Source organism: Pseudomonas sp. ADAK2 (genome assembly GCF_012935755.1).
Taxonomy (GTDB): Bacteria; Pseudomonadota; Gammaproteobacteria; order Pseudomonadales; family Pseudomonadaceae; genus Aquipseudomonas.
Window position 1 is genome coordinate 5953562 of sequence record NZ_CP052862.1, and the last position, 22537, is coordinate 5976098.

Here is a 22537-nt window from a genome sequence, read left to right on the forward strand (position 1 = left end):
ATCAGTCAGTACGTGGCTGACTGTTCTTATCGGTCAGGGTCTTGTCGTCGCTGATGGCAATGTGTGCGCCGTTGTCCAGTTTGATCTGGCCGGCCGTGACCACTTGTTCGCCGCTCTGCACACCTTTGTTGATCATCACCAGGCCATCGCGGCGTTCACCGGTTTCGATAAACCGTCGCTCGGCGATCAGGATCGGTTGGCCCTTGTCGTCTTTTTCCAGCGTGCCGTCTTCGGCTTTCTTCTGCCCGACCACGTACAGCGAGTTGCCATACAGGGTGTAGGTGATCGCACTTTCCGGTACGACGATGTGCTTTTGCGGGTCCGGCAGCATCACCTGCAGGCTGGCGAACATCCCCGGCAGCAACTTGCCATCCGGATTGGCCAGGGTCGCGCGGACGAGGATGTTGCGCGTGCTGTTTTCGACCTTCGGGTTGATCGCGCTGATGGTGCCGGGGAAGCTTTGCGTCGGGTAGGCGGCGACGATGACCTGGATCGGTTGGCCGAGGGCGATCTTCGGCACCGATTGCTCGGGCAGGAAAAAGTCGACGTACAGGCTGCTAAGGTCTTGCAGGGTCGCGACCATGGTGCCGCTGGCGAGGTAGTCGCCGACGTCCACCTGACGAATGCCGATGGTGCCGCTGAATGGCGCGAGGATGCGTTTCTTCGCCAGGGATGCCTTGAGCTGATTGACCGTGGCCTTGTTCTTTTGCAACTGCGCCGAGAGCCGGTCGTACTCGCCTTTGGAGATCGCCCGGCTATCGACCAACTGACTGCCGCGACCGAAATCCAGTTGCGCCAGCCCGAGGTCGGCCTGGGCGGTTTCCAGCAGGGCGCTTTCCACGGCGCTGTCCAATTGCAACAGCGGTTGCCCGGCCTTGACCTTCTGCCCTGACTCGAACATCAGCTCTTTGACGGTGCCGGCGATCTCCAGGCTCAGGTTCACTCCCTGCAATGCCTTGAGCGTGCCGACGGTGGGCAAGCGCATCTGCCACGGCTGTTCGGCGGCCGTGGCCACGGCGACGCTGATAGGCGGTTTCGGCTTGGCGAAACCCTGGACCATCGTGTAGATCGAAAAGGCTTTGTACCCGCCCAGGGCCAGCACAATAAGCAGGACAACTCCCAACATGATCAGCATGCGGCGACGCAGCATATTTCCACTTCCTTGGAGAAAATCAGGTGAGACAGGCGGGAACATTACTCCGAGTGTGGCAGTGAATCCAACTGGCACTTATTACAGGATGACGCAAAACCTGCAGGAGCAAAGCTTGCTCGCGATGGCGGTGTGTCAGCGTACGAATAGGCTGGCTGATACACCGCCATCGCGAGCAAGCTTTGCTCCTACAGAGGAGGGGGAATCAGATCAGGTGCAGATGGTTATCCCAGAGCCCTGCCGGCAGCTCCAGCGGTTTTGCAACCAGATCTGTCTGGCGACAATCGTAGTACCGGCAGCGGCCCTGACCCGAGGTCACGACAAACCCGTCGGCCACGGCACCCACGCCGGCGCAATCGGGCAACGGCGCATCCAGGCGCACTTCGCCGCTGTCCAGGTCCCAGATGAAAAAGCGATTGCCTCGCGGCGCCGTCAACGCGACCAGGCGCAACTCGCTGTGCACCGCGACGCTGGCGGTATAGTGCCCCATCGCCTGCAACTGATGCTCCGGCACCGGGAACGCCACGAATGGCTGGCCCGGACGCTTGATCGCCAGCAACTCCGAGGACTCGTGGGACGGCCCCATGAATTGCTGGCTGGCGAGGACGGTGCCGTCGCTGGCAATGCCTAGGTGGCGCACGCTGTTCATCTGCTGAGCGAGGGTTTCCTTGCTCAACAGCGTGCCGTCGCGCTGCATCAGCACCAGGCTCGGCTCCATGGCGTTGAGGTTCATCTCGACCCGGCTTTCGGCCTCGGTGCGAATCCCGCCGTTGGCCACCACCAGGGTTTCACCGTCGGGCATCCACGACACCTGATGCGGGCCGACGCCGTGAGTAGGAATCTCGCCGCTGTGGATAAGTCGCTCGCCCTCGAACTTATACACACCGAGCAAGCCACGACCCGGATCGGACGTGTCGTTCTCGGTGGCGTACAAGAATTCGCCATCCTTGTGGATCACCGCGTGCCCGTAGAAATGCCGGTTCGGCTGCGAGGTCACGGTCTGCAGCAACGTGCCGTCACGCAGGTCGATCAAGTAACTCTCGGTCCCCGGACGCCGCGCCACGAACAGCGCCATCGCCAGGGTCGGGTGATTGATGATGTCGTGACAGCGCTGGCCGACCTCTGTGGCGAACACCCGGGTGCCGTCCAACCGATAACCGACGGCGTAATGCTTGCCGTCGGTATCGTCCCGCGCCGACAGCAGCAGCGGGCTCTGGTCCTTGCGTTTGAACAGCGTCCAGCCGCCCAGCGTCACTGCTCCCAGCAGCAAACTACCTAAAGTCAGAGCCTGACGTCGCAGCATGGCACTTGCCCTCATCAGTCACCGTCGTTGGCGTTGAAGCCCAGTTGGATGCCCAGCGCCTTGGCCAGTTCGCCTTCGTGCAGGCGATGGACGACGTTGAGGCTGTCGTAGAGATCGTTGAGTTGCTGGCGACCGGCATCGTCGTTGAGCATTTCGCTCAGCGAGCGCTGGTTGCTGGCGAACAGTTTGAGCGAGGCGGCGTAGGCGGCGTCGATCTTGTCGGCCAACGGTTTCTGCTCGCTCGGCAACAGACCGCGCAGGCCTTTGTTGTCGACACCTTCCCAGACCGTTTTGGCGGCGGCGAGGCTGGCTTCGAGGCCAGTCAGGGAAGACTGGCTGCGCCACGCATCCGCCTGGAACGGCTGCGGCACACCCTTGGTCTGGCGGCCCATCGGCGTGCCGAGTTTTTTCTTCAAGGTGTCGAGGGCGGTGACTTGCACCCGCAGCAAGTCGGCGATCGCTTCGTGGGAATCGGCATAGCGCTGGTTCGGGAACTTGCTCATCTGCGCGAGCATGCCGTCGGTGTTGTTCCAGCTTTGCAGAATCTCTTCGGCCAGCAGTTTCTGCCGTTCGCCAATGGCTTTGAGCAGCGGGCAGTACTTGGCTTTCTGCGCGTCGTTGGCCACGTCAGGCTTGCTGTCGAACAGAATGTATTCGTAGGCCGAGAGGCCCTGAACCACCACGCTCGATTTGGCCAGGGCGGCGGCATCGATTTGCGGCTGGGCGGTGACCAGTTGCTCGACCTGACGGCCGACCAGATTCTTCTTGTCCGGCCAGAATTGCACCTGCCACGAACGGTTGCCCTCGGCCAGCGGGCCGATCAGCAACGGTTGCAGTTCGGCCCAGGCTTTCTGCGCGTGCAGGAAGTCGTTGCGAGCGGTTTCGAGGTCTGCCTTGCCTTCGCAATAGGCGAGGGCGCTGATGGCCAGTTGGCGGTCGGCGTCAACCCAACGGCTGTACGTCGGCAGGATCACTTGCTTGGCGATGGCCGCCGAGGTCACGGCTTGCGGATCCTGCGGCGAACAGGCGCCGAGGGCAAGCGCTGCAAGGCTGGTGAACAACAATTTGGGACGGAACATGTCGGGCTCCCGATTCTTTTTTAAAGTGCTTAGAGAGAATTCAAAAACGCCAGCAACGCAGCGCGCTGCTCGGCATTGAAAGACAAAACCTGTTGCTGCGCCGCGCTCGCTTCGCCGCCATGCCAGAGCACGGCTTCAAGCAGATTGCGCGCGCGGCCGTCATGCAAAAACTGGGTGTGACCGCTGACCGCTTGGGTCAGGCCAATGCCCCACAACGGCGGGGTGCGCCAGTCGCGGCCACTGGCTTTAAATTCGGTGCGGTTGTCGGCCAGGCCGTCGCCCATGTCATGCAGCAGCAGATCGCTATAGGGGCGAATCACTTGATTGGCCAGTTCAGGTTCGGCGGCGTTGGCGGCGGTGGTGTATTTCGGCGTGTGACAGGACTGGCATCCCGCCTGGAAAAACAGATTCTTGCCGGCCAGCACTTGCGGCGCACTGACATCGCGGCGAGCGGGCACGGCGAGGTTGCGGCTGTAGAACAGCACCAGGCGCAGGATGTTATCGCTGACTTCCGGCTCGCCATTCGGGCCATTGCCGTTGGGCGCTTGCTTGCAGGCGGTTTGCGCGTCGGTGCAGTCATCGAAGGGCCGCAGGCTGGTGGTCAGGCCCATGTCACCAGAGAATGCGTGAACATTCTGTTGATTGAGGTTCGGTTGCCCGGCCTTCCAGCCGAATCGGCCGAGAACGGTTTTTTGCTGGGCGTCGTCCCAGACCTGGTTCGGGCGCCCGGCGATGCCGTTTTTGTCTTTAGCCTGGGCCGCGGCGTTGGCCAGGATTGCCTCGTCGGGGATCGCTTCGAGCAGGCCCAGGCCGATCATCGGCGGGGCGACGCGCGCCGAGAACCGCGTGTCGGGGTGCATCGGGCCGTAGCCCAGTTGGGTGATCTGCAGAACCGGTTTGCGCAGTTCGACTTCAGTGCCGTCCTTGAAGCGAATCGGCACGGGCGTGTAGTCGACGCGGACTTTGCCTTCCGGGACGACACCGGGCACCGACATGTCCTGGAACTGGCCACCGTAGACCGGCTCCGGGACCACGCCCAAGTGCTCGATGACCTTGGCGTAGGCCGGCGTATCGGGGATCGACAGGCGCACCAGCATCGACACCGCATTCGCCGCATCAGGCGTCGGCGGATGACCGCGACCGTCCTTGATGTGGCAGTTCTGGCAGGCGTTGGTGTTGAACAACGGGCCGAGGCCATCCCGGGCGGTGGTGGTCGACGGCGCGATCACCCAGGGACTGCGGAAAAAACTGTTACCGACGCTGAAATCCACCCGTCGTGACGGCGGCAGATTGGCCGAGGGCAGGGAAAAGGAATTCTGATCGGTCTTGCGCACCGTCGCGCTGCCACCGGACCGGGCTTCACCGGGTTCGGCCTGGGTAAAACGCGGGGCGTCATCGCAGGCACTCAGGCCCAGGGCCATGAACAGGGTGCACCAGCGAAGAGGCAACGATGGCATCAGACTTCCTGACGGGCGAGCAAAATAAGGGCGCAAAGTCTAACAGGGCGGGGGAATTTGAATAAGAGGAATTATCGTTTGGTTGATGTGGGACAGGTTTCCCCGAATACCACGGTCACTGCGATCCAATGTAGGAGCGAAGCTTGCTCGCGAAAGCGGCGTGTCAGTCACCAAAGAGGTTGCATGTTAAGCCGTCTTCGCGGGCAAGCCTCGCTCCTACAAGGGATTGTGTTCTGGCGGGAATGAAAAAGGCGACCCGAAGGTCGCCTCTTTATCCAGCCTGCGTTGATCAGAACTCGTGATCAGCGTTGTCCGGGTTCAGGTCGCTGATGCCCAGTTTGCCAGCGGCGGCTTCGATCGAACCGGTCTGCTTGACCAGCGATGCAATGGCGTCACGAACGATCTGGTTGCCAGCGGTGTTGCCGGCAGCGATCAACTGGTCGTAGTGCTCACCCTTGTTGGCGTGGTCGACCATGACCTGGATCTTGGCTTCGGTCGCAGCCAGGTCGGCTTTCAGTGCGGTGTCGGCAGCCGGGTCGGCCTTGGCCACCAGGGACGACAGGCTGGCGCCGGTCATTTTGGTGCCGTCGACGCGGGTGTATTCACCCAGGTAAACGTTACGCACGCCTTTGGCATCGTAGAAGTGCGAGTTGTGGGTGTTGTCGCTGAAGCAATCCTGTTCGTCTTCCGGGGAGTTGGCTTCCAGGGACACCTTCATGCGCTCGCCCGCCAGTTCGCCCAAGGACAGGCTGCCCATGCCGAACAGCATTTTGCGCAGGCCGGTTTCGCCAGGCTCGGCTTCCAGGGTGGCGCGGTAGTTGTCGGCCACGTTCGGCTTCCAGTTACCGACCATTTCTTGCAGGTCGCTGACCAGCAGTTGGGTCACGGATTTCAGGTAGGCACGGCGACGATCGTTATGACCGCCAGTCGCGCCTTTGCCTTCCAGGTAATCGGAAGCAGGACGGTTGCCGGCGCCAGGGCCGGTGCCGTTCAGGTCCTGGCCCCAGAGCAGGAATTCGATGGCGTGGTAGCCGGTGGCGACGTTGGCTTCGGCGCCGCCCAGTTCGTTCAGGCTGGCGAGTTTTTCCGGGGTGATGTCTTTGACGTCGACCTTGTCTTCGCCGACCTGGACTTCGGTGTTGGCGATGATGTTGGCGGTAGCGCCCGGGTTACCCAGTGCGTGTTCGTAGGATTTGTCGACGTAGTCGATCAGGCCTTCGTCCAGTGGCCAGGCGTTCACCTGACCTTCCCAGTCGTCGATGATGGTGTTGCCGAAGCGGAACACTTCGCTCTGCAGGTAAGGAACGCGAGCGGCAACCCAGGCAGCCTTGGCGGCTTTCAGGGTGTCGGCGTTCGGCTTGGCGAGGAAGGCGTCGACGGCAGTTTGCAGGGTCTTCGCGGTAGATTCGGCATCGCTGTAAACGGCGAAGACCATGTCGGCGTAATGCGCGACCACGGCTTTGGCGGCGGCTTCGTCGACTTTACCGGCGGCGGCTGGCGCTGCAGCTGGGGCCGCGGCAGTGGTGCTGGCGGCCGGCGCAGGCGTTGGCGCAGCGGCGTTCTTGTCTTTGCCTTCGCCGCAACCGGCGAGGGAAATAGCGATGGCCAACAGACTGGCGGTAGCCAGAGGCATACGAATCATGGCGAACATCCTGCTTCGATTGGGGGTGGAATGGCGCCAGGGGCGCGCAAAGCTGCGACATAATGCAAATCTTTCGCATTATGTGTAAAGGGGTTGTGGTTGGAAATATTTCTTATTCAGGGGTTGTGGTGCGGTAGATCAAAAGATCGCAGCCCTGTAGCAGCTGGCGAAGCCTGCGTTCGGCGGCGAAGCCGTCGTGAAATCATGCACTTCGGTGTAGCAGGCAGACCGCAGCGCCTGAATTTACGACGGTTCCGCCGCCGAACGCAGGCTTCGCCAGCTGCTACATAGTTCCTGTATCAGAGGATGGCCGCGTTACTGCGCTGGGCCTGCTTCAAGTAGGCACTCAACTCCCGTGCCGGCAGCGGTTTGCTGTAGTGGTAACCCTGACCTTCGTGGCAACCTTCGGAAATGATGTAGGCCTCTTGCTCGGCGGTTTCCACGCCTTCGGCAATCACCTGCATGCCCAGGCTCTTGCCCAACTGGATGATCGCTCGAACGATGGTGGCATCGTCGTCGTCATCGAGCAGGTCCTGGACGAAGCTCTTGTCGATCTTGATCTTGTCCAGGGGCAGGCTTTTCAGATAGCTGAGCGATGAATAGCCGGTGCCGAAGTCGTCAATGGCAATCAACGCACCGGAGCGGCGCAGGCTCAGCAAGTGCTGGGCGGCGGTGCTGATGTCTTCCATCAGGCCGGTTTCGGTAACTTCCAGTTCCAGGCTGCGCGGCGGCAGGCGATAGATCTGCAACAGGTTGTTGACCACCCGTGGCAGCTCGGCGTGGTGCAGTTGCACGGTGGACAGGTTCACCGCCATGCGCAGGTCGGCGAAACCCTGGTCATGCCATTCGCGCAACTGCTTGCAGGCCTGATCCAGCACCCATTCGCCGATGGCGATGATGGTGCCGTTCTGCTCGGCCAGCGGGATGAACAGGTCTGGCGGCACCAACCCGTGCTCGGGGTGTTGCCAGCGAATCAACGCTTCGACGCCCACCACCCGGTGATCGCGGTAGCTGATCTGCGGTTGGTAGACGAGATAGAACTGATCCCGGGTCAGGGCATCGCGCAGGTCTTTTTCCAGTTCGCGGCGTCGGCGCATCTCGCTGTCGACGCTGGCGATATAGAACTGATAGCGGTTGCGCGAGCGAGTCTTGGCCAGGGTCATGGTCTGCTCGGCTTTTTGCAGCAGCTTTTCGGTGCTGTCGCCATCCTCGGGGAACAGGGTGATGCCGATGGTGGCGCGCAGACGAATCTCTTGATGATCGAGGGCAAACGCCGCTTCCAGGTCATCGAGGATGCTTTGCGCCAGTTCGGCCGCTTCGTAGGGTTGTTCGATGTCGGCCTGGACCAGCGCAAACTGGTCGCCGCCCAGGCGGGCGAGGGCGCCGAGGCGGCCGCTGTGGGCGCGCAGTCGATCGGCCAGGGCCAGCAACAGTTGGTCGCCGGTCTGGTAGCTGAATTGTTCGTTGATGCCCTTGAAGTCATCCAGGCCAACGACCAGCACCGCGACCCGGCGTTGCAACTTACCAGCGTCGACGAGAATTTTGTCCAGTTGTTGCTGCAATTGTTGGCGATTCGGCAAACCAGTAAGGAAATCGTACTGGGCCATGCGCAGCAGGCTGTTTTCCGCTTCGTGGCGCAGGTGGGTGTTGCGCTCGATGGATTCGAGCAACTGGTTGGCGGTGTTGATCCAGATCCCCAGTTCGTTCTTTTCGTGGCCCTTGATCTGCGGGATCTTGTGTTCGCTGGGGCGGTCGGGGTTGATTTCGGTCAGGTGCTCGATGATCCGCGACAGCGGCTTGGTCAGCAGCCAGTGGTAAACCAGGTACAGCACCAGGCCCATGGCGAGGGCGCGCAACACGCCGGAAATGAAGATGATTACCGAACTGACGATGAAACCCTGGCCATAGGTGGCGGTGTCGAGGGTGATGCTCAGGTCGCCGTAATATTCGCTGTAGGGCCCACGGCCCACCAGTTGGGTGGTGAACGTGCGTTCCTGGCCGAGGATCAGGTCGGTCAGCCAGCGGCTGTTGGAATGCTGCAGTTCGCGGGACTTTTGCGCGAGCATGGCTTCGTTGGGATGACCAATGGAGGCCTGGCGCACGGCGTCGTCCTGGAACAGGCCTTCGATGACTTGCATGCCCATTTCCCGGTCCAGGCTGTAGACGGCCTGGGTCGAGGGGTCGCGGAACATGTCGAGGATGCGCTGGGCATCACCGGCCACGGCCTGGCGTGTTTTATAGGCATCGAAAACGATCTGCGCGCAGCTCAAGACCACGCCGACGATCAATGCCGACAGGAGCACGACCCGGAGCAACTTCACCGACAAGCTGTTCTTGAGTTCCAGCTTCAAAGGGTTATTCCTTGTTCCGTGCGGGTAGCATCAAGTTGCCATGAGTATTGGCAATCCCGTGATGGCAGTCAAAGGGACAATCAAGCTCAGGGGATTTTGCCTGTAGCTTGGCCAATATGCTGGTGTTTTGAGTGTTTGTCCTATTTGTATTGTGTCGGTAGTTTTGGCCTTCAACTTGAGGGGGATCGGGACTATTTTTCCTTTGGGTTGATGTTAGTCCGCTGTGGCGTTGGGGCAAGGGGCTCCCAGCTTGTTTCATCGTAGGAAATTGCGATCGGGCTTGTGGGGCACCTTGGCGGCCTTCGGGCCGACCATGCTCTTGGTGATGGTGTACATATCCGTTGCTGCGGTAACGGCGGATTATGGTTTCGCCCTTACGGCGAGTCCCTTTGGCAAACGCCCCAAAGGAACCAAAGGTCTCGCCCCGGCGTCCGGCCCCTCGCCTGGGCTCGGTGTTCCCTCGCTCCGGTCCTGCTCCGTGGGCCCGCCGCCATCGGCCATCCATGGCCGGGGGCGGCTAGCCCGGCATCCATGCCGGGCTGCCCACTGCGCAGAACCTCCACTCGGCCTCCCGAAGGGGCGGGTAGGGCAAGATCAAGGGCAGGCGAGCTAACGCTCGGCCTAATGAGTGGTGAAAAGCGGTTGGCGTGCGCCGTTTTTGCTTTTGCTTTTTGATCGTTCCCACGCTCTGCGTGGGAATGCCGCCAGGGACGCTCCGCGTTCCGTTTTTGTTTAATTGTTTGCGAAAATACCAGACGTTTCCCACGAGGTTTTCAGGTTGCCGGTAGGAAGTGGGTTCAATAACCTTTTGGGGGTCGCTGAAAACTCAGCGATCGGGTGTGAGAACCCGGCTAGTCATAGTCATCCAGCGCCAGTATCCGCATAATTGCCGCCAATCTGCTGCAAATGCGTTATGGCGGCTGTGTGCGGGCGGACTTCGGTCCGGCCGGGTGTCTATGACCGGTTTCTCACCTCGCACATAGCTGCCACCTCTTCGTCGCGTGAGAAACGGCAAGGGATCGGCACCCAACGCATAGGCATTCCTTTGGATAAATTAATCCCAGACCCACCCTACAAATCCAACCCCATGTTCCAGGTTTCCCAGGACATGAACATCGAAACCCTCCTGGCCCACGCCTGTGAGTCATTGGCTTCGGCAAGTGTCCTGGCCAGCGATTTCGCCACCTACCTGAGCGGTTCCCAACGCAGCACGGCATTAGCCATTGCGCAGGTCGTCATGCTGGCGGATCTTGCCGTGAACCGGGCATTGGATATCGTCGATCCTCAGGACTAGGTTTCGTCAGATTGACCGTGTCATCGTTCTTCGCGGGCAAGCCTCGCTCCTACAGGGGGATGCATTCCAAATGTAGGAGCGAGGCTTGCCCGCGAAGGCGTCAGAACAAACCCCACCTTCCCGACGCCCATAAAAAAACCCGACCTAAGCCGGGTTTTTTTGACTGGTTTCGATCTTAAGCGGTGAAGGTTTTGCCTTCGAACTGCTCAGCCACGAATTTCCAGTTGACCAGGTTCCAGAACGCTTCGACGTACTTCGGACGAACGTTGCGGTAGTCGATGTAGTAAGCGTGTTCCCAGACGTCGCAGGTCAGCAGCGGGGTGTCGCCGTTGGTCAGCGGGTTGCCGGCGCCGATGGTGCTGGCCAGGGCCAGGGAACCGTCAGCCTTTTTCACCAGCCAGCCCCAGCCGGAACCGAAGGTGCCGATCGAGGTTTTGCTGAATTCTTCTTTGAACTTGTCGAACGAACCGAACGAAGCGTTGATGGCTTCAGCCAGCGCGCCGGTAGGTTGACCGCCGGCGTTTGGCGCCAGGCAGTTCCAGTAGAAGGTGTGGTTCCAGACCTGAGCGGCGTTGTTGAAGATACCGCCCGAAGAAGATTTGACGATTTCTTCCAGGGTCTTGCCTTCGAACTCGGTGCCTGGCACCAGGTTGTTCAGGTTCACGACGTAGGTGTTGTGGTGCTTGTCGTGGTGATATTCCAGAGTTTCCTTGGAAATGTGCGGCTGCAGGGCATCGTGTGCGTAGGGCAGCGGCGGCAATTCGAAAGCCATGATGATTCTCCTAATCAGGTCAGTTGCGGTGAGCGCAAGGCCGATCACGGGCGGCCAGACAAGCGCCGGGGAGTTTGTACTCTTTGCGGCGCATCGAACCGGATCATAGCACCGGGGGTGCGGCATAACCACGCAACAACTGTGTGGAATAGAGGTTCCAGAGCCTTTTGGAATAAGTTAAGGAGCGGTGATTAGCTGGAACGCTACGGTGAACATCATCACGGCTACCAACAAGTCGAGAATCCGCCAGGTACTCGGCCGTGCCAGCCACGGCGCCAGCCATGCCGCGCCCAGCGCCAACGTAAAGAACCACAATAAAGAAGCACTCGCCGCGCCGACGACATAGGCGCCCGGCTCGGTTTGTTGCGCGCCGAGGGAGCCGATCAGCAAAACCGTATCCAGATAAACGTGCGGATTGAGCAGGGTCACCGCCAAGGCACTGAGCATCACCGCCCGCAACGAACGCACGGTCTGGTTTTCGTCCTGACTCAAACTCTGTTTCGCGCAGGCCCGGCGCAATGCCTGGCTGCCGTACCAAATCAGAAACGCCGCGCCACCCCAACGGGCCACCGCCAGCAGCGTCGGGTTATGCGCCAGCACCGTCGCCAGGCCGAACACGCCCGCAGCCACCAGCAGCGCATCGCAAACGACGCACAGTGCCGCCACCGGCAGGTGATGTTCGCGGCGCAGGCTTTGGGCCAGCACAAACGCGTTCTGGGTGCCGATCGCCATGATCAGCCCCGCCGCGACCAACAGGCCGTTTACATAGCTTTGCCACATGAGGGTCTACTCCGCGTTGGCTGCCAGGTCCCGTAGCACTTGCATGGCGCGTTCGGCGTCGGCTTGGCCGACGAATAAATGGTCGTGGTAATAACCGGCGATCACGTTGCAACTGATCCCGGCCTTACCCAGCGCCGTGGCGAACGCGGCGGTCAGGCCGACGGCTTCAAGGGCCGAATGCACGTTCAAGGTGATCCACGCGGCGATGTAGTCGAAGCTGAAACCGGCCTTTTCGGCGTGGGATTTTTCCAGAATGACGGTCAGGCCTTCCTGCTCGCGGAAGCTGCCGACAAGCTCCAGGCCCGCCGGCAACGTGCCGTCGCGCAATGTACAAAACACGTACTCGCCGACGTTGAGTTGCGGGCTCATGCTGCGCAGCAGGGTTGCCAATGAGGTTTCGCCAGCCATGTCGGTATTCCTTGTGAAAGAGTTCTTGCTGGCCATTCTCCAGCGCAACGCTGTATAAGAAAAACCAATAGTGCTGATCGCTCATTAGGAAAACTGATGTTCGACTATAAATTGCTTTCTGCCTTGGCCGCCGTGGTCGAGCAGGCCGGATTCGAACGCGCCGCGCAGGTGTTGGGTTTGTCGCAATCGGCGATTTCCCAGCGGATCAAGTTGCTGGAAGCGCGGGTCGGCCAACCGGTGTTGGTGCGGGCGACGCCGCCAGCGCCGACTGAAATCGGTCGGCGTTTGCTCAACCATGTGCAGCAGGTGCGCTTGCTTGAGCGGGATTTGCTGACCCTGGTGCCGGCGCTGGATGAAGCAGGCCTGCCGGAACGCCTGCGTATCGCCCTCAACGCTGACAGCCTCGCCACTTGGTGGGCCGATGGGGTGGGGGATTTTTGCGCCGAGCAACATTTGCTGATGGACTTGGTCGTTGAAGACCAGACCGTGGGCCTCAAGCGCATGCGCGCCGGAGAAGTGGCGGCGTGTCTCTGTGCCAGCGAGCGCCCGGTGGCCGGGGCTCGCAGCGTGCTATTGGGCGCCATGCGTTACCGGGCATTGGCCAGTCCGGCATTTATTGCCCGACATTTCTCCGAAGGTGTGCGCGCCGAATTATTGCCGCGCACCCCTGCACTGGTGTTTGGCCCGGATGATTTCCTACAGCATCGCTACCTTGCTTCCCTCGGCGTGGACGGCGGTTTCGAACACCATTTGTGCCCATCGTCCGAAGGTTTTATCCGCCTCACGGAAGCCGGGCTGGGCTGGGGCCTGGTGCCGGAACTGCAGGTGCGCGAGCAGCTACAACGCGGCGATTTGGTGGAGCTTTTGCCAGATAAGCCAATCGATGTGCCGCTGTACTGGCATCATTGGCGCAATGGCGGTCAGCTGCTGGGTTTACTCACTGACCAATTGGTACGTTCGTCGAAGCAATGGCTGGTGCCGTTGGACTGATGGGCAGCGTCAAGACTCACGCATTACGCAAAACGAAAGACATCGGAGCTCTACATGAAAATTCTGGTCACCGGCGCAAGCGGCTTCATTGGCGGGCGCTTTGCGCGTTTCGCCCTGGAGCAGGGCCTGGACGTGCGGGTCAACGGTCGCCGGGCCGAGGGCGTCGAGCACCTGGTACGCCGGGGCGCCGAATTTATCCAGGGTGACTTGAGCGACCCGGAACTGGTGCGCGACCTGTGCTCGGACGTCGAAGCCGTGGTGCACTGTGCCGGCGCCGTCGGTTTGTGGGGGCGCTATCAGGAGTTTCATCAGGGCAACGTCCAGGTCACCGAAAACGTGGTCGAAGCCTGCCTCAAGCAACGGGTCCGGCGCCTGGTGCATTTGTCGTCGCCATCGATCTACTTCGATGGCCGCGATCATCTGGGCCTGACCGAAGAGCAGGTGCCCAAGCGCTTCAAGCATCACTATGCGGCGACCAAGTTTCTCGCCGAACAGAAGGTTTTCGGCGCCCAGGAGTTCGGCCTCGAAACCATCGCCTTGCGCCCGCGTTTCGTCACCGGTGCCGGGGACATGAGCATCTTCCCGCGCCTGCTGAAGATGCAGCGCAAGGGGCGGCTGGCAATCGTCGGCAACGGCTTGAACAAGGTCGATTTCACCAGCATGAAAAACCTCAACGAAGCGTTGCTCAGCAGTTTGCTGGCCAGCGGTTCGGCGCTGGGCAAGGCTTACAACATCAGCAACGGTACGCCGGTGCCGTTGTGGGATGTGGTGAATTACGTGATGCGCAAAATGGACGTCCCACAGGTCACCCGCTACCGTTCCTACGGTCTGGCCTACAGCGTCGCGGCGCTCAACGAAGGTGTTTGCAAACTCTGGCCGGGGCGCCCCGAGCCGACCCTGTCGCGCCTGGGCATGCAGGTGATGAACAAAAATTTCACCTTGGACATCAGCCGCGCCCGGCATTATCTGGACTACGATCCGAAAGTCAGCCTCTGGACCGCCCTCGACGAGTTCTGCACCTGGTGGAAGGCTCAGGATATTCGCTGACAGGCGTAGGACCTGTCTCGATACTGAACCGAGTGCGGGGTTGAGGGTCAACCCATGCGGCAGTGAGGGTTATACTTCGCCGCATCAAGCCATCACCGCGTTTCACAAAGGTTGCCTCAATGTCCATGCGTAACGATGCCAACGACGACTTCGATGATGTACCGAGCCTGCGTGCCGACCCCCTCGATGACGACGACTTTCCAACCACACCGGCCGCCCGTGAACGCACCACCGTGCACTCGCGTCCAGTGCCAGTGGCCAAGGTCAAAAGCGCCAGCACCGGGCCGTTGTGGGCACTGGTCGGTGCCTTGTTCTTCGCTTGCGCAGGCCTGGCCTGGTGGAGTTTCCAGCAGATCTCGCTGATGGAGCAGCAACTGGTGGCGACCCAGGAAAGTTTCGCGCGGATCAGTGAGGAAGCGGCGGGGCGTTTGCAGGACATTTCCGGCAAGGTGGTGGCCAGCCAGTCGAATGTCTCCAGCGACAGCGAAGCCCTGAAACTGCAGATCAAACAACTGGAAAGCAAACTCCAGGACCAGAGCCAGGCCCAACTGGGTGTGGTCGGCCAGACCAGCGACCTGGACAAGCGTCTGGCGCAGATGACCGCGCAGACTACCGCGCAAACCGCGGCCAGCACCCAATTGCAGGCCCAGGTCAAAACCCTGAGCGATGAGTTGACGGCCCTGAAAAGCGCGCCCGCTGACACCAGCAAAGTCGATGCCGAGCTGAAAAGCCTCAACGCCGACATCGCGGCGCTGAAGAAACAGGGCAACCCGACTGCCGCGATCGATCGCCTGGAACAGGAAATCGTCGTGCTCAAAAGCGAGCAGGACAACCGTCCGGCGACCCCCACGCCAAACCCGACCAACACCGCCGAGTTCGACGCCTTCCGCGCCCAAACCACCCGCAACCTCAACACGCTACAGGCGCAGATCCAGAATTTGCAGCAGCAGATCAACGCCCGGGCGAAATAGCCTGGCACGCCTTGTGTAGCAGTTGGCGAAGCCTGCGTTCGGCGGCGAAGCCGTCGTAAATCCATACAACGCGGTTTGCATGACACACCGCGTCGTCTGATCGACGACGGCTTCGCCGCCGGACGCAGGCTTCGCCAGCGGCTACAGATCGCTGAATATCCATCCATATTCCCAACCCCGTCTACGCTCTTGAAACATCAACAAGAACGAGGGATGCGCTATGGGGTTTGTGCACAAGTTGGCCTGGTTGGGGGGGATGTTGTTGCTGAGCCTGGGCCAGGTTCAGGCGGCGACGGTAGCCAAGGATGACGGCCAGGCGGCCCGGGCCTTGCTGGAAAAAGCTCTGGCGTATTACCACGACAACGGCGACAGGGCTTTTGCGGCATTCAGTCGTCAGGGCGAGTTTGTCGACAAGGACCGTTACGTATTCGTGGTCGACACCAAGGGTGTCATGCTCGCCAGCGGTGGGCCGTCCTCGGCGTTGATCGGGCGTGATGTGTCCGAGACGTTGCCGCCGGATTTGCAGAAAGCCTTCAAGGACGCCTTGAAAGTGCCGGAAGGCAATGGCATTCAGCAGGCCGAATACCGTTGGCAGAACTGGGCCGACGGCAAGGTCGAACGCAAGCACGTGTTCTATCAGCGCATCGGCCAGCGGATCCTGGCGGTCGGTTACTACTTGCCCCGCGCCTCCGCGCAACAAGCCCAGGCCTTGCTCGATAAAGCCGCGGCCGACTTGGCCAAGGATGAGAAGGGCACGCTGACGGCGATCAACTCGCTCAAGGGCGGCTACTTGCAGGACGATCTATACGTCTTCGTGGTCGATCTGAATAACCAGCGCTACGTCGCCCATGGCACCAATCTAAGGCTGATCAACACCGACTTCGGCAAGGTCAATGATCCGGAAGGCAAACCGGTGGGCGAGCCGATTCTGGCGTTGATCGCCAAGCAGGATCAGGGGGAATACGAATACCGCTGGAAGAACCCGGTGACCGGGAAGGTCGAGGACAAGCATGCTTATCTGAAGAAGGTTGGGCTTTTTCTGGTGGCTGTCGGGTATTACAGCCCTTGAGCAATGATCGTTCCCACGCTCTGCGTGGGAATGCAGCCCGGGACGCTCGGCGTCCCATCCAAAGCCGAACGCGGAGCGTCCGTTGAGGCATTCCCACGCGGAGCGTGGGAACGATCGGCTAACGAACCTTATCTTCCCGCCCCCGCAACACTCTGTTCGGCATCGCTATCGCCGCCGCCAACCCCAGCAACGACACCGCCGCACTGACCATCAGCAAATGCCGGAACGTCACCAGCAACTCCCCGCGCAAGGCATTCTGTGCCTCCCCCGGCGCGGCGTTCAAACCGTCGAGCAAGACATTTCCCGAGCTGCCTTCGCCAATCGCCGAGCCGGCCAAGTGGGCGAAACTCGAATCCTGCAACAATGCCAACAACAGCGCTGACATCAGCGCCACGCCCACCGCGCCGCCCAGCGAACGAAACAGGTTGGTGGTGCTGGTGGCGACGCCGATGTCCCGTTGTGCCACCGAATTTTGCGTGCCGACCAACGACGTCGGGAACTGCATGCCGCTGGCGATCCCGCTAAGCAACATAAACAGGCTGCTCATCAGTAGCGCCTGGGGCGCACTGAAGGCCATGCCGAGAATCGAGATCGGCATCAGCAGCGCCCCCGCCAGGATCATCGGCTTGTAGCGCCCGGTCACCGACGTGCGGCGCCCGGCGAAATAAGCGCCAATCGGCAAGCCGATCGCCAACGGCAACAGGTGCAGCGCGGCGCTGTCGGCCCCGGCGCCGGTGACGCTCTGAAAGCGCAGCGGCATCAGCACGATCAGGGAAATCGCCTGGAAACTGGTGAAGAAAATCGTGCACCAGCACAAGATCGCGTCGCGGTTGGCGAACAAATGCATCGGCAGCAACGGCTCCCGCGCACGGCGCTCATGCCACACGAACAGCGCCAGCACCGCCACTGCGCAACCGAGCAGCCCCAGCACTTCGGCGCTGCGCCATGAATGCCCTTGGCCGACCTGAGTGATGCCGAGCAACAAAGCGGTCAACCCAATGATCATCAGCACCGTGCCGACATAATCGATGATCGGTTTGCGCTGCGGCACCGGCAGCCCGACCAGCGTGCGATTGGCCACCAGCCACGCGCCGAGGCCCAGTGGCAGGTTGATCAGGAACACCCAGCGCCACGACAGGTATTCGGTCATGTACCCGCCGAGTACCGGCCCGGCGACGCTGGCCACCGCGTACATGCTGCTGAAGTAACCTTGGTAACGGCCGCGCTCACGGGGCGGGACGATGTCGCCGATGATTGCCTGGCTGACCGAAATCATCCCGCCGGCGCCAATCCCCTGAAGGATCCGCGCCAGCACCAGTTGCTCCATGCTCTGGGCCATGCCGCAAAAGAACGAGGCCACGGTGAATAGCCCCATGCCGAACAGCATCAACTTGCGCCGGCCGTACAGATCACCGAGCTTGCCGTAGATCGGCACTGCCACGGTCATCGCCACCATGTAGCCAGCAATCACCCAGGCCAGCAGGCTGACATCCTTGAACTGCGCGGAAATGGCCGGCATCGACACGGCGACGATGGTCTGGTCCAGCGCACCGAGAAAGATCGCCAGCATCAGGGCGATCAACACACTGCGAATGGCCGGTTTGGGCGTTTCAGGCTGGTTCAGATTGGTCACGGGTAAAACCTGCAGACACGGCGAGCGGGGATGCTCGCCAGTGTAAGTCGGTAGCAAGCTATTCGATAGCCTCGTACGGAAGTCCGACGTAATTTTCTGCAATGGTTTTTCGGCCGGCCTCGGAGTTCACAAAGTAGTCCAGCTCCGAAGCGCTGATGCGTTGGCTGAAGGCATCGTGCTCGTCGAAGCGGTGCAGCATCGAGGTCATCCACCAGGAAAACCGTTCAGCTTTCCACACCCGGCGCAGACAGATTTCCGAGTACTTCTCCAGCAGATCGACGCGCCCGTCGCGGTACACCTTCAGCAGAATATTGAACAGCGTGCTGACATCACTGGCCGCCAGGTTCAGGCCCTTGGCGCCGGTGGGCGGGACGATGTGTGCGGCGTCGCCGACCAGGAACATCCGCCCGTACTGCATCGGTTCCACGACAAAGCTGCGCAGCGGCGCGATACTTTTCTCGATGGACGGCCCGGTGACCAGTTTGTCCGCCAAGGCCTGCGGCAGACGGGATTTGAGTTCGTCCCAGAAGCGTTGATCGGACCAGTCCTCGACATGCTCCTCGGCCGGCACTTGCAGGTAGTAACGGGTGCGGGTCGCCGAACGCATGCTGCATAACGCGAACCCGCGTTCGTGGCGGGCGTAGACCAGTTCTTCGTGGACCGGCGGGGTGTCAGCCAGAATCCCCAGCCAGCCGAATGGGTAGACCCGCTCGAAGACCTTCAGGCAATCCGTGGGAATCGACTGCCGCGCTACGCCGTGAAAGCCGTCGCAGCCGGCGATGTAGTCGCAATCGAGGCGCCAGGTCTCGCCATCCTTTTCGAAAGTGACAAAGGTTTCATCGGTTTTCATCCCGTGAGGAACGACATTGCTCACTTGATAAATCGTCTGTGCCCCGGCGTCCCGACGGGCGGCCATGAGGTCGCGGGTGACTTCGGTCTGGCCATAGATCATCACGGTTTTGCCGCCGGTCAGGGCCTGTAGATCGATGTGTACCTGGCGGCCATCGAGGGCCAGGTCGAAGCCGCCATGGACCAGCCCTTCGGCGTCCATGCGCTGACCCACGCCGGCCTGGCGCAACAGCTCTACCATGCCTTGTTCGAGGACCCCGGCGCGGATTCGGCCGAGCACATACTCCGGCGTCTGGCGTTCCAGAATGAGGGTGTCGATACCGGCGTTGTGCAGCAATTGACCGAGCAATAAACCGGAGGGGCCGGCACCAATGATGGCGATTTGAGTTTTCAGCGTTTTCATTGTTTTTATGACTCGCAAGCTTCACGCGACCAGGGCCGGTGAGTAATTTTTATGGATCGAGTGCTTGCATTTTTCCCTTGCGGGTCTGTCAATTGAAGGTGAAAACTGAGCCGATACCTGTACATTCTGCCAATCGGTGCGATTATCGCCCCGTCTACTACGAGGCCTGGATTGAAGTGATGAACAAGCCTGACCTGCCTTCGATTCCGGTGTTCAAGCTCTACGGTGAAAGCCTGGATTGGCCGACCCCCGACTTGCTGCACTGTGAAACCATTTCCAAACGCAGCCGCGAACATCAATGGGAAATCAAACCCCACCGCCACGCTGATCTGTGCCAGTTACTCTTCGTCTTCAAAGGTCAGGCAGAGCTTGAAATCGAAGGTAAACGCACGCAACTGACCGAGCCGGCGATGCTGATCCTGCCGCCGCTGTCGGTGCACGGTTATCGTTTTTCCGAAGATGTCGAAGGGTTTGTCGTGACCCTGGCCGCACCCCTGGTGGCTCATTTGCAGTCACAACTGGGTAATTCGGAGAATGTCCTGGCCCAGGCCGAAAGCTATCCGGCGGGCAAGGACGGCGAGTACCTCAACAGTCTGTTTCTGGCGTTGCAAAGCGAATACACCGGCCATCAACCGGCCCGGGAAATGCTCATGCATTCGCTGGTCAGCGTGATCATGGTCTGGGTCAGCCGCCAGGTGATCCAGCGCCGCAACGCCAGCCAGCGACCGCAGCGCGCCCGGGAATACCTCAACGGCTTTATTCAACTGGTGGAAGAGACTTACCGCCAGCACGTCAAGGTCGAGGACCTGGCCCATCGGCTGGGGATTTCCGTGTCGCACCTCAACGGCACCTGCCGTGAGCTGGCGGGGCAACCGGCGTTGCAGATCATGCACGAACGCCAATTGCTGGAAGCCAAGCGCCTGCTGACTTACACCAGCATGACCATCTACGAAATGTCCGACGTGTTGGGTTTTTCCGATCCGACCAACTTCACGCGTCTTTTCAGGCGCCGCGTGGGGATCTCGCCCAAAGCCTTTCGCGACCGCTTGAAGGCCGATCAGGACAGCGAGGCCTGACGTTCTTCGCTAGCGAAGGGCGTTGAGGGTCGCGTTGTGGGGGATGCAGCGCTCATAATTGCAGCTGGCGAACTCACGGGGCAGGTTGCGCAACTGCTCCACCCGCCAGGCCGCGGTGCCATACAGCGCCAGCGTCGCCGCGCAGGTGACGAAAATGGCGAGGTATCTTCTTGTTCTGATGTTCATGGCGTTGACCTCTGAACGAATACCCTTGGGTACTTACATTCAGCATAGGTCAAGATCAAAAGATCGCAGGCTTCGGCAACTCCTACGTTGGATCGGCATGCATCCTGTCGGAGCCTGCGATCTTTTGATTTTAGAGCCCGACATCCCATTCAGGCTCTTCGGGAAACCTGAGCACCAGGAAGTCCAGCATGCTGCGCATCGTCGACGGCATGTGCTTGCGGGAGGCGTATACCGCGTACATGTTCATCTGCCGCGGCTCGGCATGCGCCAGTAAGCGGATCAGCTCGCCGCTGTGTATGTGCACGCCAGCCTGATAACTCGGCAGCATCGCCACCCCGGCGCCGGCCATGGTGGCGCGCAGCAGGGTGCTGGCCTCGTTGGCGCTGATATTGCCTTGCACCGGCACCGACACCTGTTCGTCGTCCTGCTCGAAATGCCAGAGGCTTTTGCCGAAGTAGGAGTGGGTCAGGCAATTGTGCTGGCTCAGGTCCTCGACCCGTTGGGGCGCCGGGTGTTCTTCCAGATACGCCGGGGAGGCGCAGATCACCGAGCGGCAAACCGTCAGCCGCCGCGCGATCAGGTTGGGGTCGAGGTCGTTGCTGGTGCGGATTGCCAGGTCGATGCGTTCGTCCACCAGGTTCACCGTGCGGTCGATCATTTGCATGTCGATGCTGACGCCGGGGTAGCGCTTGACGTACGCGGCCATGGCGTCTGCCAGTTGCGCCTGGCCGAACGAAGTGCTGACGCTGATCCGCAGCAGGCCACGGGGTGCTTCGTCCGGTTCGCTGATGGCGGCTTGCATGTCGGTGGTCAGGTCGAGCATCTGCCGGCAACGCGGCAGGATTTCGCTGCCTGCCGCGGTCAGGCTCAACTTGCGTGTGGTGCGGTGCATCAATCGGGCGCCGACCCAATCCTCCAGCTCCGCCAGATAGCGCGACACCACCGGCCGCGACAGGTCCAGGTGATCGGCCGCCGCCGACTGGCTGCCCAGGTCCACCACCGAGACAAACACCTGCATTGCTTGAAGACGATCCATGATTTGCCCACTTTTAGAAACAAACTATGTTTCAGCATCGCATTTTTTGTACTGAGATTGGCAACTAAGCTCTGTCCCATCGCCAAACACGGCATTCGGACAACGGAGCAACAGATGATCGGTTTCACCGCAATCAAGCGCATTCTCCTGGCAACCGCCACCCTCGGTTTCGCCGCTCACGCCGCAGCCGCATCGACCTTGACCCTGGACGTGTACAACCCGGGCGACAAGGCGATTTTCCCGGTGACCTCGGTGCTGGTCAGCGGCGAGAAAGAGGCGATCCTGGTGGACGCGCAGTTCGGCAAATCCCAAGCCGAGCAAGTGGTGCAGAAGATCCGCGCCAGCGGCAAGCAACTGACCACCATCTACATCAGCCACGGTGACCCGGATTACTACTTCGGCCTCGACACCCTGACCGCTGCGTTCCCGAACGCCAAAGTGCTGGCCTCGCAGCCGACCGTCGATCACATCAAGCACACCGTCGACGGCAAACTGGCCTTTTGGGGCCCGAAAATGGGCGCCGACGTGCCAGCCAAAACCATCGTGCCGGGCGTGCTCAAGGGCGACAGCCTGATGCTGGAAGGGCAGAAATTGCAGGTGGTGGGCCTGGACGGTAAGCAACCGGATCGCAGTTTCGTGTGGATTCCGTCGATCAAGGCTGTGGTCGGTGGCGTGGTCGTGGCGGAAAACATTCATGTGTGGATGGCGGATACACAGACGCCGCAGTCCCATGCCGATTGGTTGACTACGCTGCATTCGATTGAAACGTTGAAGCCGAAAACCATCGTGCCGGGGCATTACCTGGGCGAGAGCGCTCGTTCGCTGGCGGCCGTGCAGTTCACTGCCGAGTACATCAAGGCCTTCGACGAAGAAACCGCCAAGGCCAAGGATTCTGCCGCGCTGATTGCCGCGATGAAAAAACGCTACCCGACCCTGGGCGAAGAAAGCTCGCTGGAGCTGAGCGCCAAAGTCGCCAAGGGCGAGATGAAGTGGTAACCCGCTGACCCTGATCGTTCCCACGCTCTGCGTGGGAATGCAGCC

At 60.7% G+C, this 22537-nt stretch carries 20 protein-coding genes; 7 read left to right on the forward strand and 13 right to left on the reverse strand.

What is annotated here, in order from left to right:
- Position 1 precedes the first annotated feature (1 nt).
- From HKK52_RS27385 to HKK52_RS27410, 6 genes are all read right to left on the reverse strand, one after another.
- A complete protein-coding gene (locus HKK52_RS27385; RefSeq protein ID WP_169373335.1) occupies positions 2–1150 on the reverse strand; it encodes an efflux RND transporter periplasmic adaptor subunit in 1149 nt (382 codons plus the stop codon).
- A 205-nt stretch (positions 1151–1355) separates the two neighbouring features.
- Positions 1356–2453, reverse strand: a complete 1098-nt coding sequence (locus HKK52_RS27390; protein WP_169373336.1) for a DUF1513 domain-containing protein — start codon at positions 2451–2453, stop codon at positions 1356–1358.
- A 14-nt stretch (positions 2454–2467) separates the two neighbouring features.
- Positions 2468–3532, reverse strand: coding sequence for an imelysin family protein (locus HKK52_RS27395; RefSeq protein WP_169373337.1), 1065 nt, complete (start codon positions 3530–3532; stop codon positions 2468–2470).
- Between the two features lie 29 nt (positions 3533–3561).
- The gene (locus HKK52_RS27400) at positions 3562–4989 is read right to left on the reverse strand and encodes a di-heme oxidoreductase family protein (RefSeq protein ID WP_169373338.1); all 1428 of its coding nucleotides are present in this window, start codon (positions 4987–4989) and stop codon (positions 3562–3564) included.
- Positions 4990–5278: 289 nt separating this feature from the next.
- Complete coding sequence (locus HKK52_RS27405) at positions 5279–6631, reverse strand: imelysin family protein (protein WP_169373339.1); 1353 nt, start codon at positions 6629–6631, stop codon at positions 5279–5281.
- Between the two features lie 299 nt (positions 6632–6930).
- Entirely contained in the window at positions 6931–8982 is a 2052-nt protein-coding gene (locus tag HKK52_RS27410; RefSeq protein WP_149657957.1) for a putative bifunctional diguanylate cyclase/phosphodiesterase, read from the reverse strand.
- Positions 8983–10027: 1045 nt separating this feature from the next.
- On the opposite strand from HKK52_RS27410, the gene HKK52_RS27415 reads away from it, so the two are divergent.
- Positions 10028–10276, forward strand: coding sequence for a DUF6124 family protein (locus HKK52_RS27415; protein WP_169373340.1), 249 nt, complete (start codon positions 10028–10030; stop codon positions 10274–10276).
- A gap of 175 nt (positions 10277–10451) precedes the next feature.
- Here HKK52_RS27415 and HKK52_RS27420 read toward each other — a convergent pair whose 3' ends face one another.
- The 3 genes from HKK52_RS27420 to HKK52_RS27430 all read right to left on the reverse strand — a co-directional run bounded on the left by HKK52_RS27420 (position 10452) and on the right by HKK52_RS27430 (position 12236).
- The gene (locus tag HKK52_RS27420) at positions 10452–11048 is read right to left on the reverse strand and encodes a superoxide dismutase (protein WP_008034365.1); all 597 of its coding nucleotides are present in this window, start codon (positions 11046–11048) and stop codon (positions 10452–10454) included.
- A 177-nt stretch (positions 11049–11225) separates the two neighbouring features.
- Positions 11226–11828, reverse strand: coding sequence for a LysE/ArgO family amino acid transporter (locus HKK52_RS27425; protein WP_169373341.1), 603 nt, complete (start codon positions 11826–11828; stop codon positions 11226–11228).
- 6 nt (positions 11829–11834) lie between these two features.
- Positions 11835–12236, reverse strand: a complete 402-nt coding sequence (locus tag HKK52_RS27430; protein ID WP_169373342.1) for an ACT domain-containing protein — start codon at positions 12234–12236, stop codon at positions 11835–11837.
- 96 nt (positions 12237–12332) lie between these two features.
- On the opposite strand from HKK52_RS27430, the gene HKK52_RS27435 reads away from it, so the two are divergent.
- The 4 genes from HKK52_RS27435 (at position 12333) to HKK52_RS27450 (ending at position 16313) form a co-directional block, all read left to right on the forward strand.
- A complete protein-coding gene (locus tag HKK52_RS27435; protein WP_169373343.1) occupies positions 12333–13226 on the forward strand; it encodes a LysR family transcriptional regulator ArgP in 894 nt (297 codons plus the stop codon).
- 54 nt (positions 13227–13280) lie between these two features.
- A complete protein-coding gene (locus HKK52_RS27440; protein ID WP_169373344.1) occupies positions 13281–14273 on the forward strand; it encodes an NAD-dependent epimerase/dehydratase family protein in 993 nt (330 codons plus the stop codon).
- Positions 14274–14392: 119 nt separating this feature from the next.
- Entirely contained in the window at positions 14393–15244 is an 852-nt protein-coding gene (locus HKK52_RS27445) for an ATPase (protein WP_178117469.1), read from the forward strand.
- A 220-nt stretch (positions 15245–15464) separates the two neighbouring features.
- Positions 15465–16313 (forward strand): cache domain-containing protein, encoded by an 849-nt coding sequence (locus tag HKK52_RS27450; protein ID WP_169373345.1) that lies wholly within the window; start codon positions 15465–15467, stop codon positions 16311–16313.
- A gap of 118 nt (positions 16314–16431) precedes the next feature.
- On the opposite strand, the gene HKK52_RS27455 is transcribed toward HKK52_RS27450, so the two are convergent.
- Together HKK52_RS27455 and pobA are read right to left on the reverse strand one after the other, a co-directional pair.
- On the reverse strand, positions 16432–17946 hold the full coding sequence (locus tag HKK52_RS27455) for an MDR family MFS transporter (RefSeq protein WP_169373346.1): 1515 nt from the start codon (positions 17944–17946) through the stop codon (positions 16432–16434).
- A gap of 58 nt (positions 17947–18004) precedes the next feature.
- Positions 18005–19198, reverse strand: a complete 1194-nt coding sequence (pobA, locus tag HKK52_RS27460) for a 4-hydroxybenzoate 3-monooxygenase (RefSeq protein WP_169373347.1) — start codon at positions 19196–19198, stop codon at positions 18005–18007.
- A gap of 179 nt (positions 19199–19377) precedes the next feature.
- Here pobA and HKK52_RS27465 point away from each other — a divergent pair, with 179 nt between their 5' ends.
- The gene (locus HKK52_RS27465) at positions 19378–20274 is read left to right on the forward strand and encodes a helix-turn-helix domain-containing protein (protein ID WP_169373348.1); all 897 of its coding nucleotides are present in this window, start codon (positions 19378–19380) and stop codon (positions 20272–20274) included.
- Positions 20275–20283: 9 nt separating this feature from the next.
- Here the strand turns inward: HKK52_RS27465 and HKK52_RS27470 are convergent, their stop codons facing one another.
- Complete coding sequence (locus HKK52_RS27470; RefSeq protein ID WP_169373349.1) at positions 20284–20460, reverse strand: hypothetical protein; 177 nt, start codon at positions 20458–20460, stop codon at positions 20284–20286.
- Between the two features lie 130 nt (positions 20461–20590).
- Complete coding sequence (locus HKK52_RS27475; protein WP_169373350.1) at positions 20591–21496, reverse strand: LysR family transcriptional regulator; 906 nt, start codon at positions 21494–21496, stop codon at positions 20591–20593.
- 114 nt (positions 21497–21610) lie between these two features.
- On the opposite strand from HKK52_RS27475, the gene HKK52_RS27480 reads away from it, so the two are divergent.
- Positions 21611–22492, forward strand: coding sequence for an MBL fold metallo-hydrolase (locus HKK52_RS27480; protein ID WP_169373351.1), 882 nt, complete (start codon positions 21611–21613; stop codon positions 22490–22492).
- Positions 22493–22537: the final 45 nt, after the last annotated feature.

Coding starts and splice junctions, on each gene's coding strand:
- HKK52_RS27385 (WP_169373335.1), bottom strand. CDS start 1,150: ATGCTGCGTCGCCGCATGCTGATCATGTTGGGAGTTGTCCTGCTTATT.
- HKK52_RS27390 (WP_169373336.1), bottom strand. CDS start 2,453: ATGCTGCGACGTCAGGCTCTGACTTTAGGTAGTTTGCTGCTGGGAGCA.
- HKK52_RS27395 (WP_169373337.1), bottom strand. CDS start 3,532: ATGTTCCGTCCCAAATTGTTGTTCACCAGCCTTGCAGCGCTTGCCCTC.
- HKK52_RS27400 (WP_169373338.1), bottom strand. CDS start 4,989: ATGCCATCGTTGCCTCTTCGCTGGTGCACCCTGTTCATGGCCCTGGGC.
- HKK52_RS27405 (WP_169373339.1), bottom strand. CDS start 6,631: ATGATTCGTATGCCTCTGGCTACCGCCAGTCTGTTGGCCATCGCTATT.
- HKK52_RS27420 (WP_008034365.1), bottom strand. CDS start 11,048: ATGGCTTTCGAATTGCCGCCGCTGCCCTACGCACACGATGCCCTGCAG.
- HKK52_RS27425 (WP_169373341.1), bottom strand. CDS start 11,828: ATGTGGCAAAGCTATGTAAACGGCCTGTTGGTCGCGGCGGGGCTGATC.
- HKK52_RS27430 (WP_169373342.1), bottom strand. CDS start 12,236: ATGGCTGGCGAAACCTCATTGGCAACCCTGCTGCGCAGCATGAGCCCG.
- HKK52_RS27435 (WP_169373343.1), top strand. CDS start 12,333: ATGTTCGACTATAAATTGCTTTCTGCCTTGGCCGCCGTGGTCGAGCAG.
- HKK52_RS27440 (WP_169373344.1), top strand. CDS start 13,281: ATGAAAATTCTGGTCACCGGCGCAAGCGGCTTCATTGGCGGGCGCTTT.
- HKK52_RS27445 (WP_178117469.1), top strand. CDS start 14,393: ATGTCCATGCGTAACGATGCCAACGACGACTTCGATGATGTACCGAGC.
- HKK52_RS27450 (WP_169373345.1), top strand. CDS start 15,465: ATGGGGTTTGTGCACAAGTTGGCCTGGTTGGGGGGGATGTTGTTGCTG.
- pobA (WP_169373347.1), bottom strand. CDS start 19,198: ATGAAAACGCTGAAAACTCAAATCGCCATCATTGGTGCCGGCCCCTCC.
- HKK52_RS27465 (WP_169373348.1), top strand. CDS start 19,378: ATGAACAAGCCTGACCTGCCTTCGATTCCGGTGTTCAAGCTCTACGGT.
- HKK52_RS27470 (WP_169373349.1), bottom strand. CDS start 20,460: ATGAACATCAGAACAAGAAGATACCTCGCCATTTTCGTCACCTGCGCG.
- HKK52_RS27475 (WP_169373350.1), bottom strand. CDS start 21,496: ATGGATCGTCTTCAAGCAATGCAGGTGTTTGTCTCGGTGGTGGACCTG.
- HKK52_RS27480 (WP_169373351.1), top strand. CDS start 21,611: ATGATCGGTTTCACCGCAATCAAGCGCATTCTCCTGGCAACCGCCACC.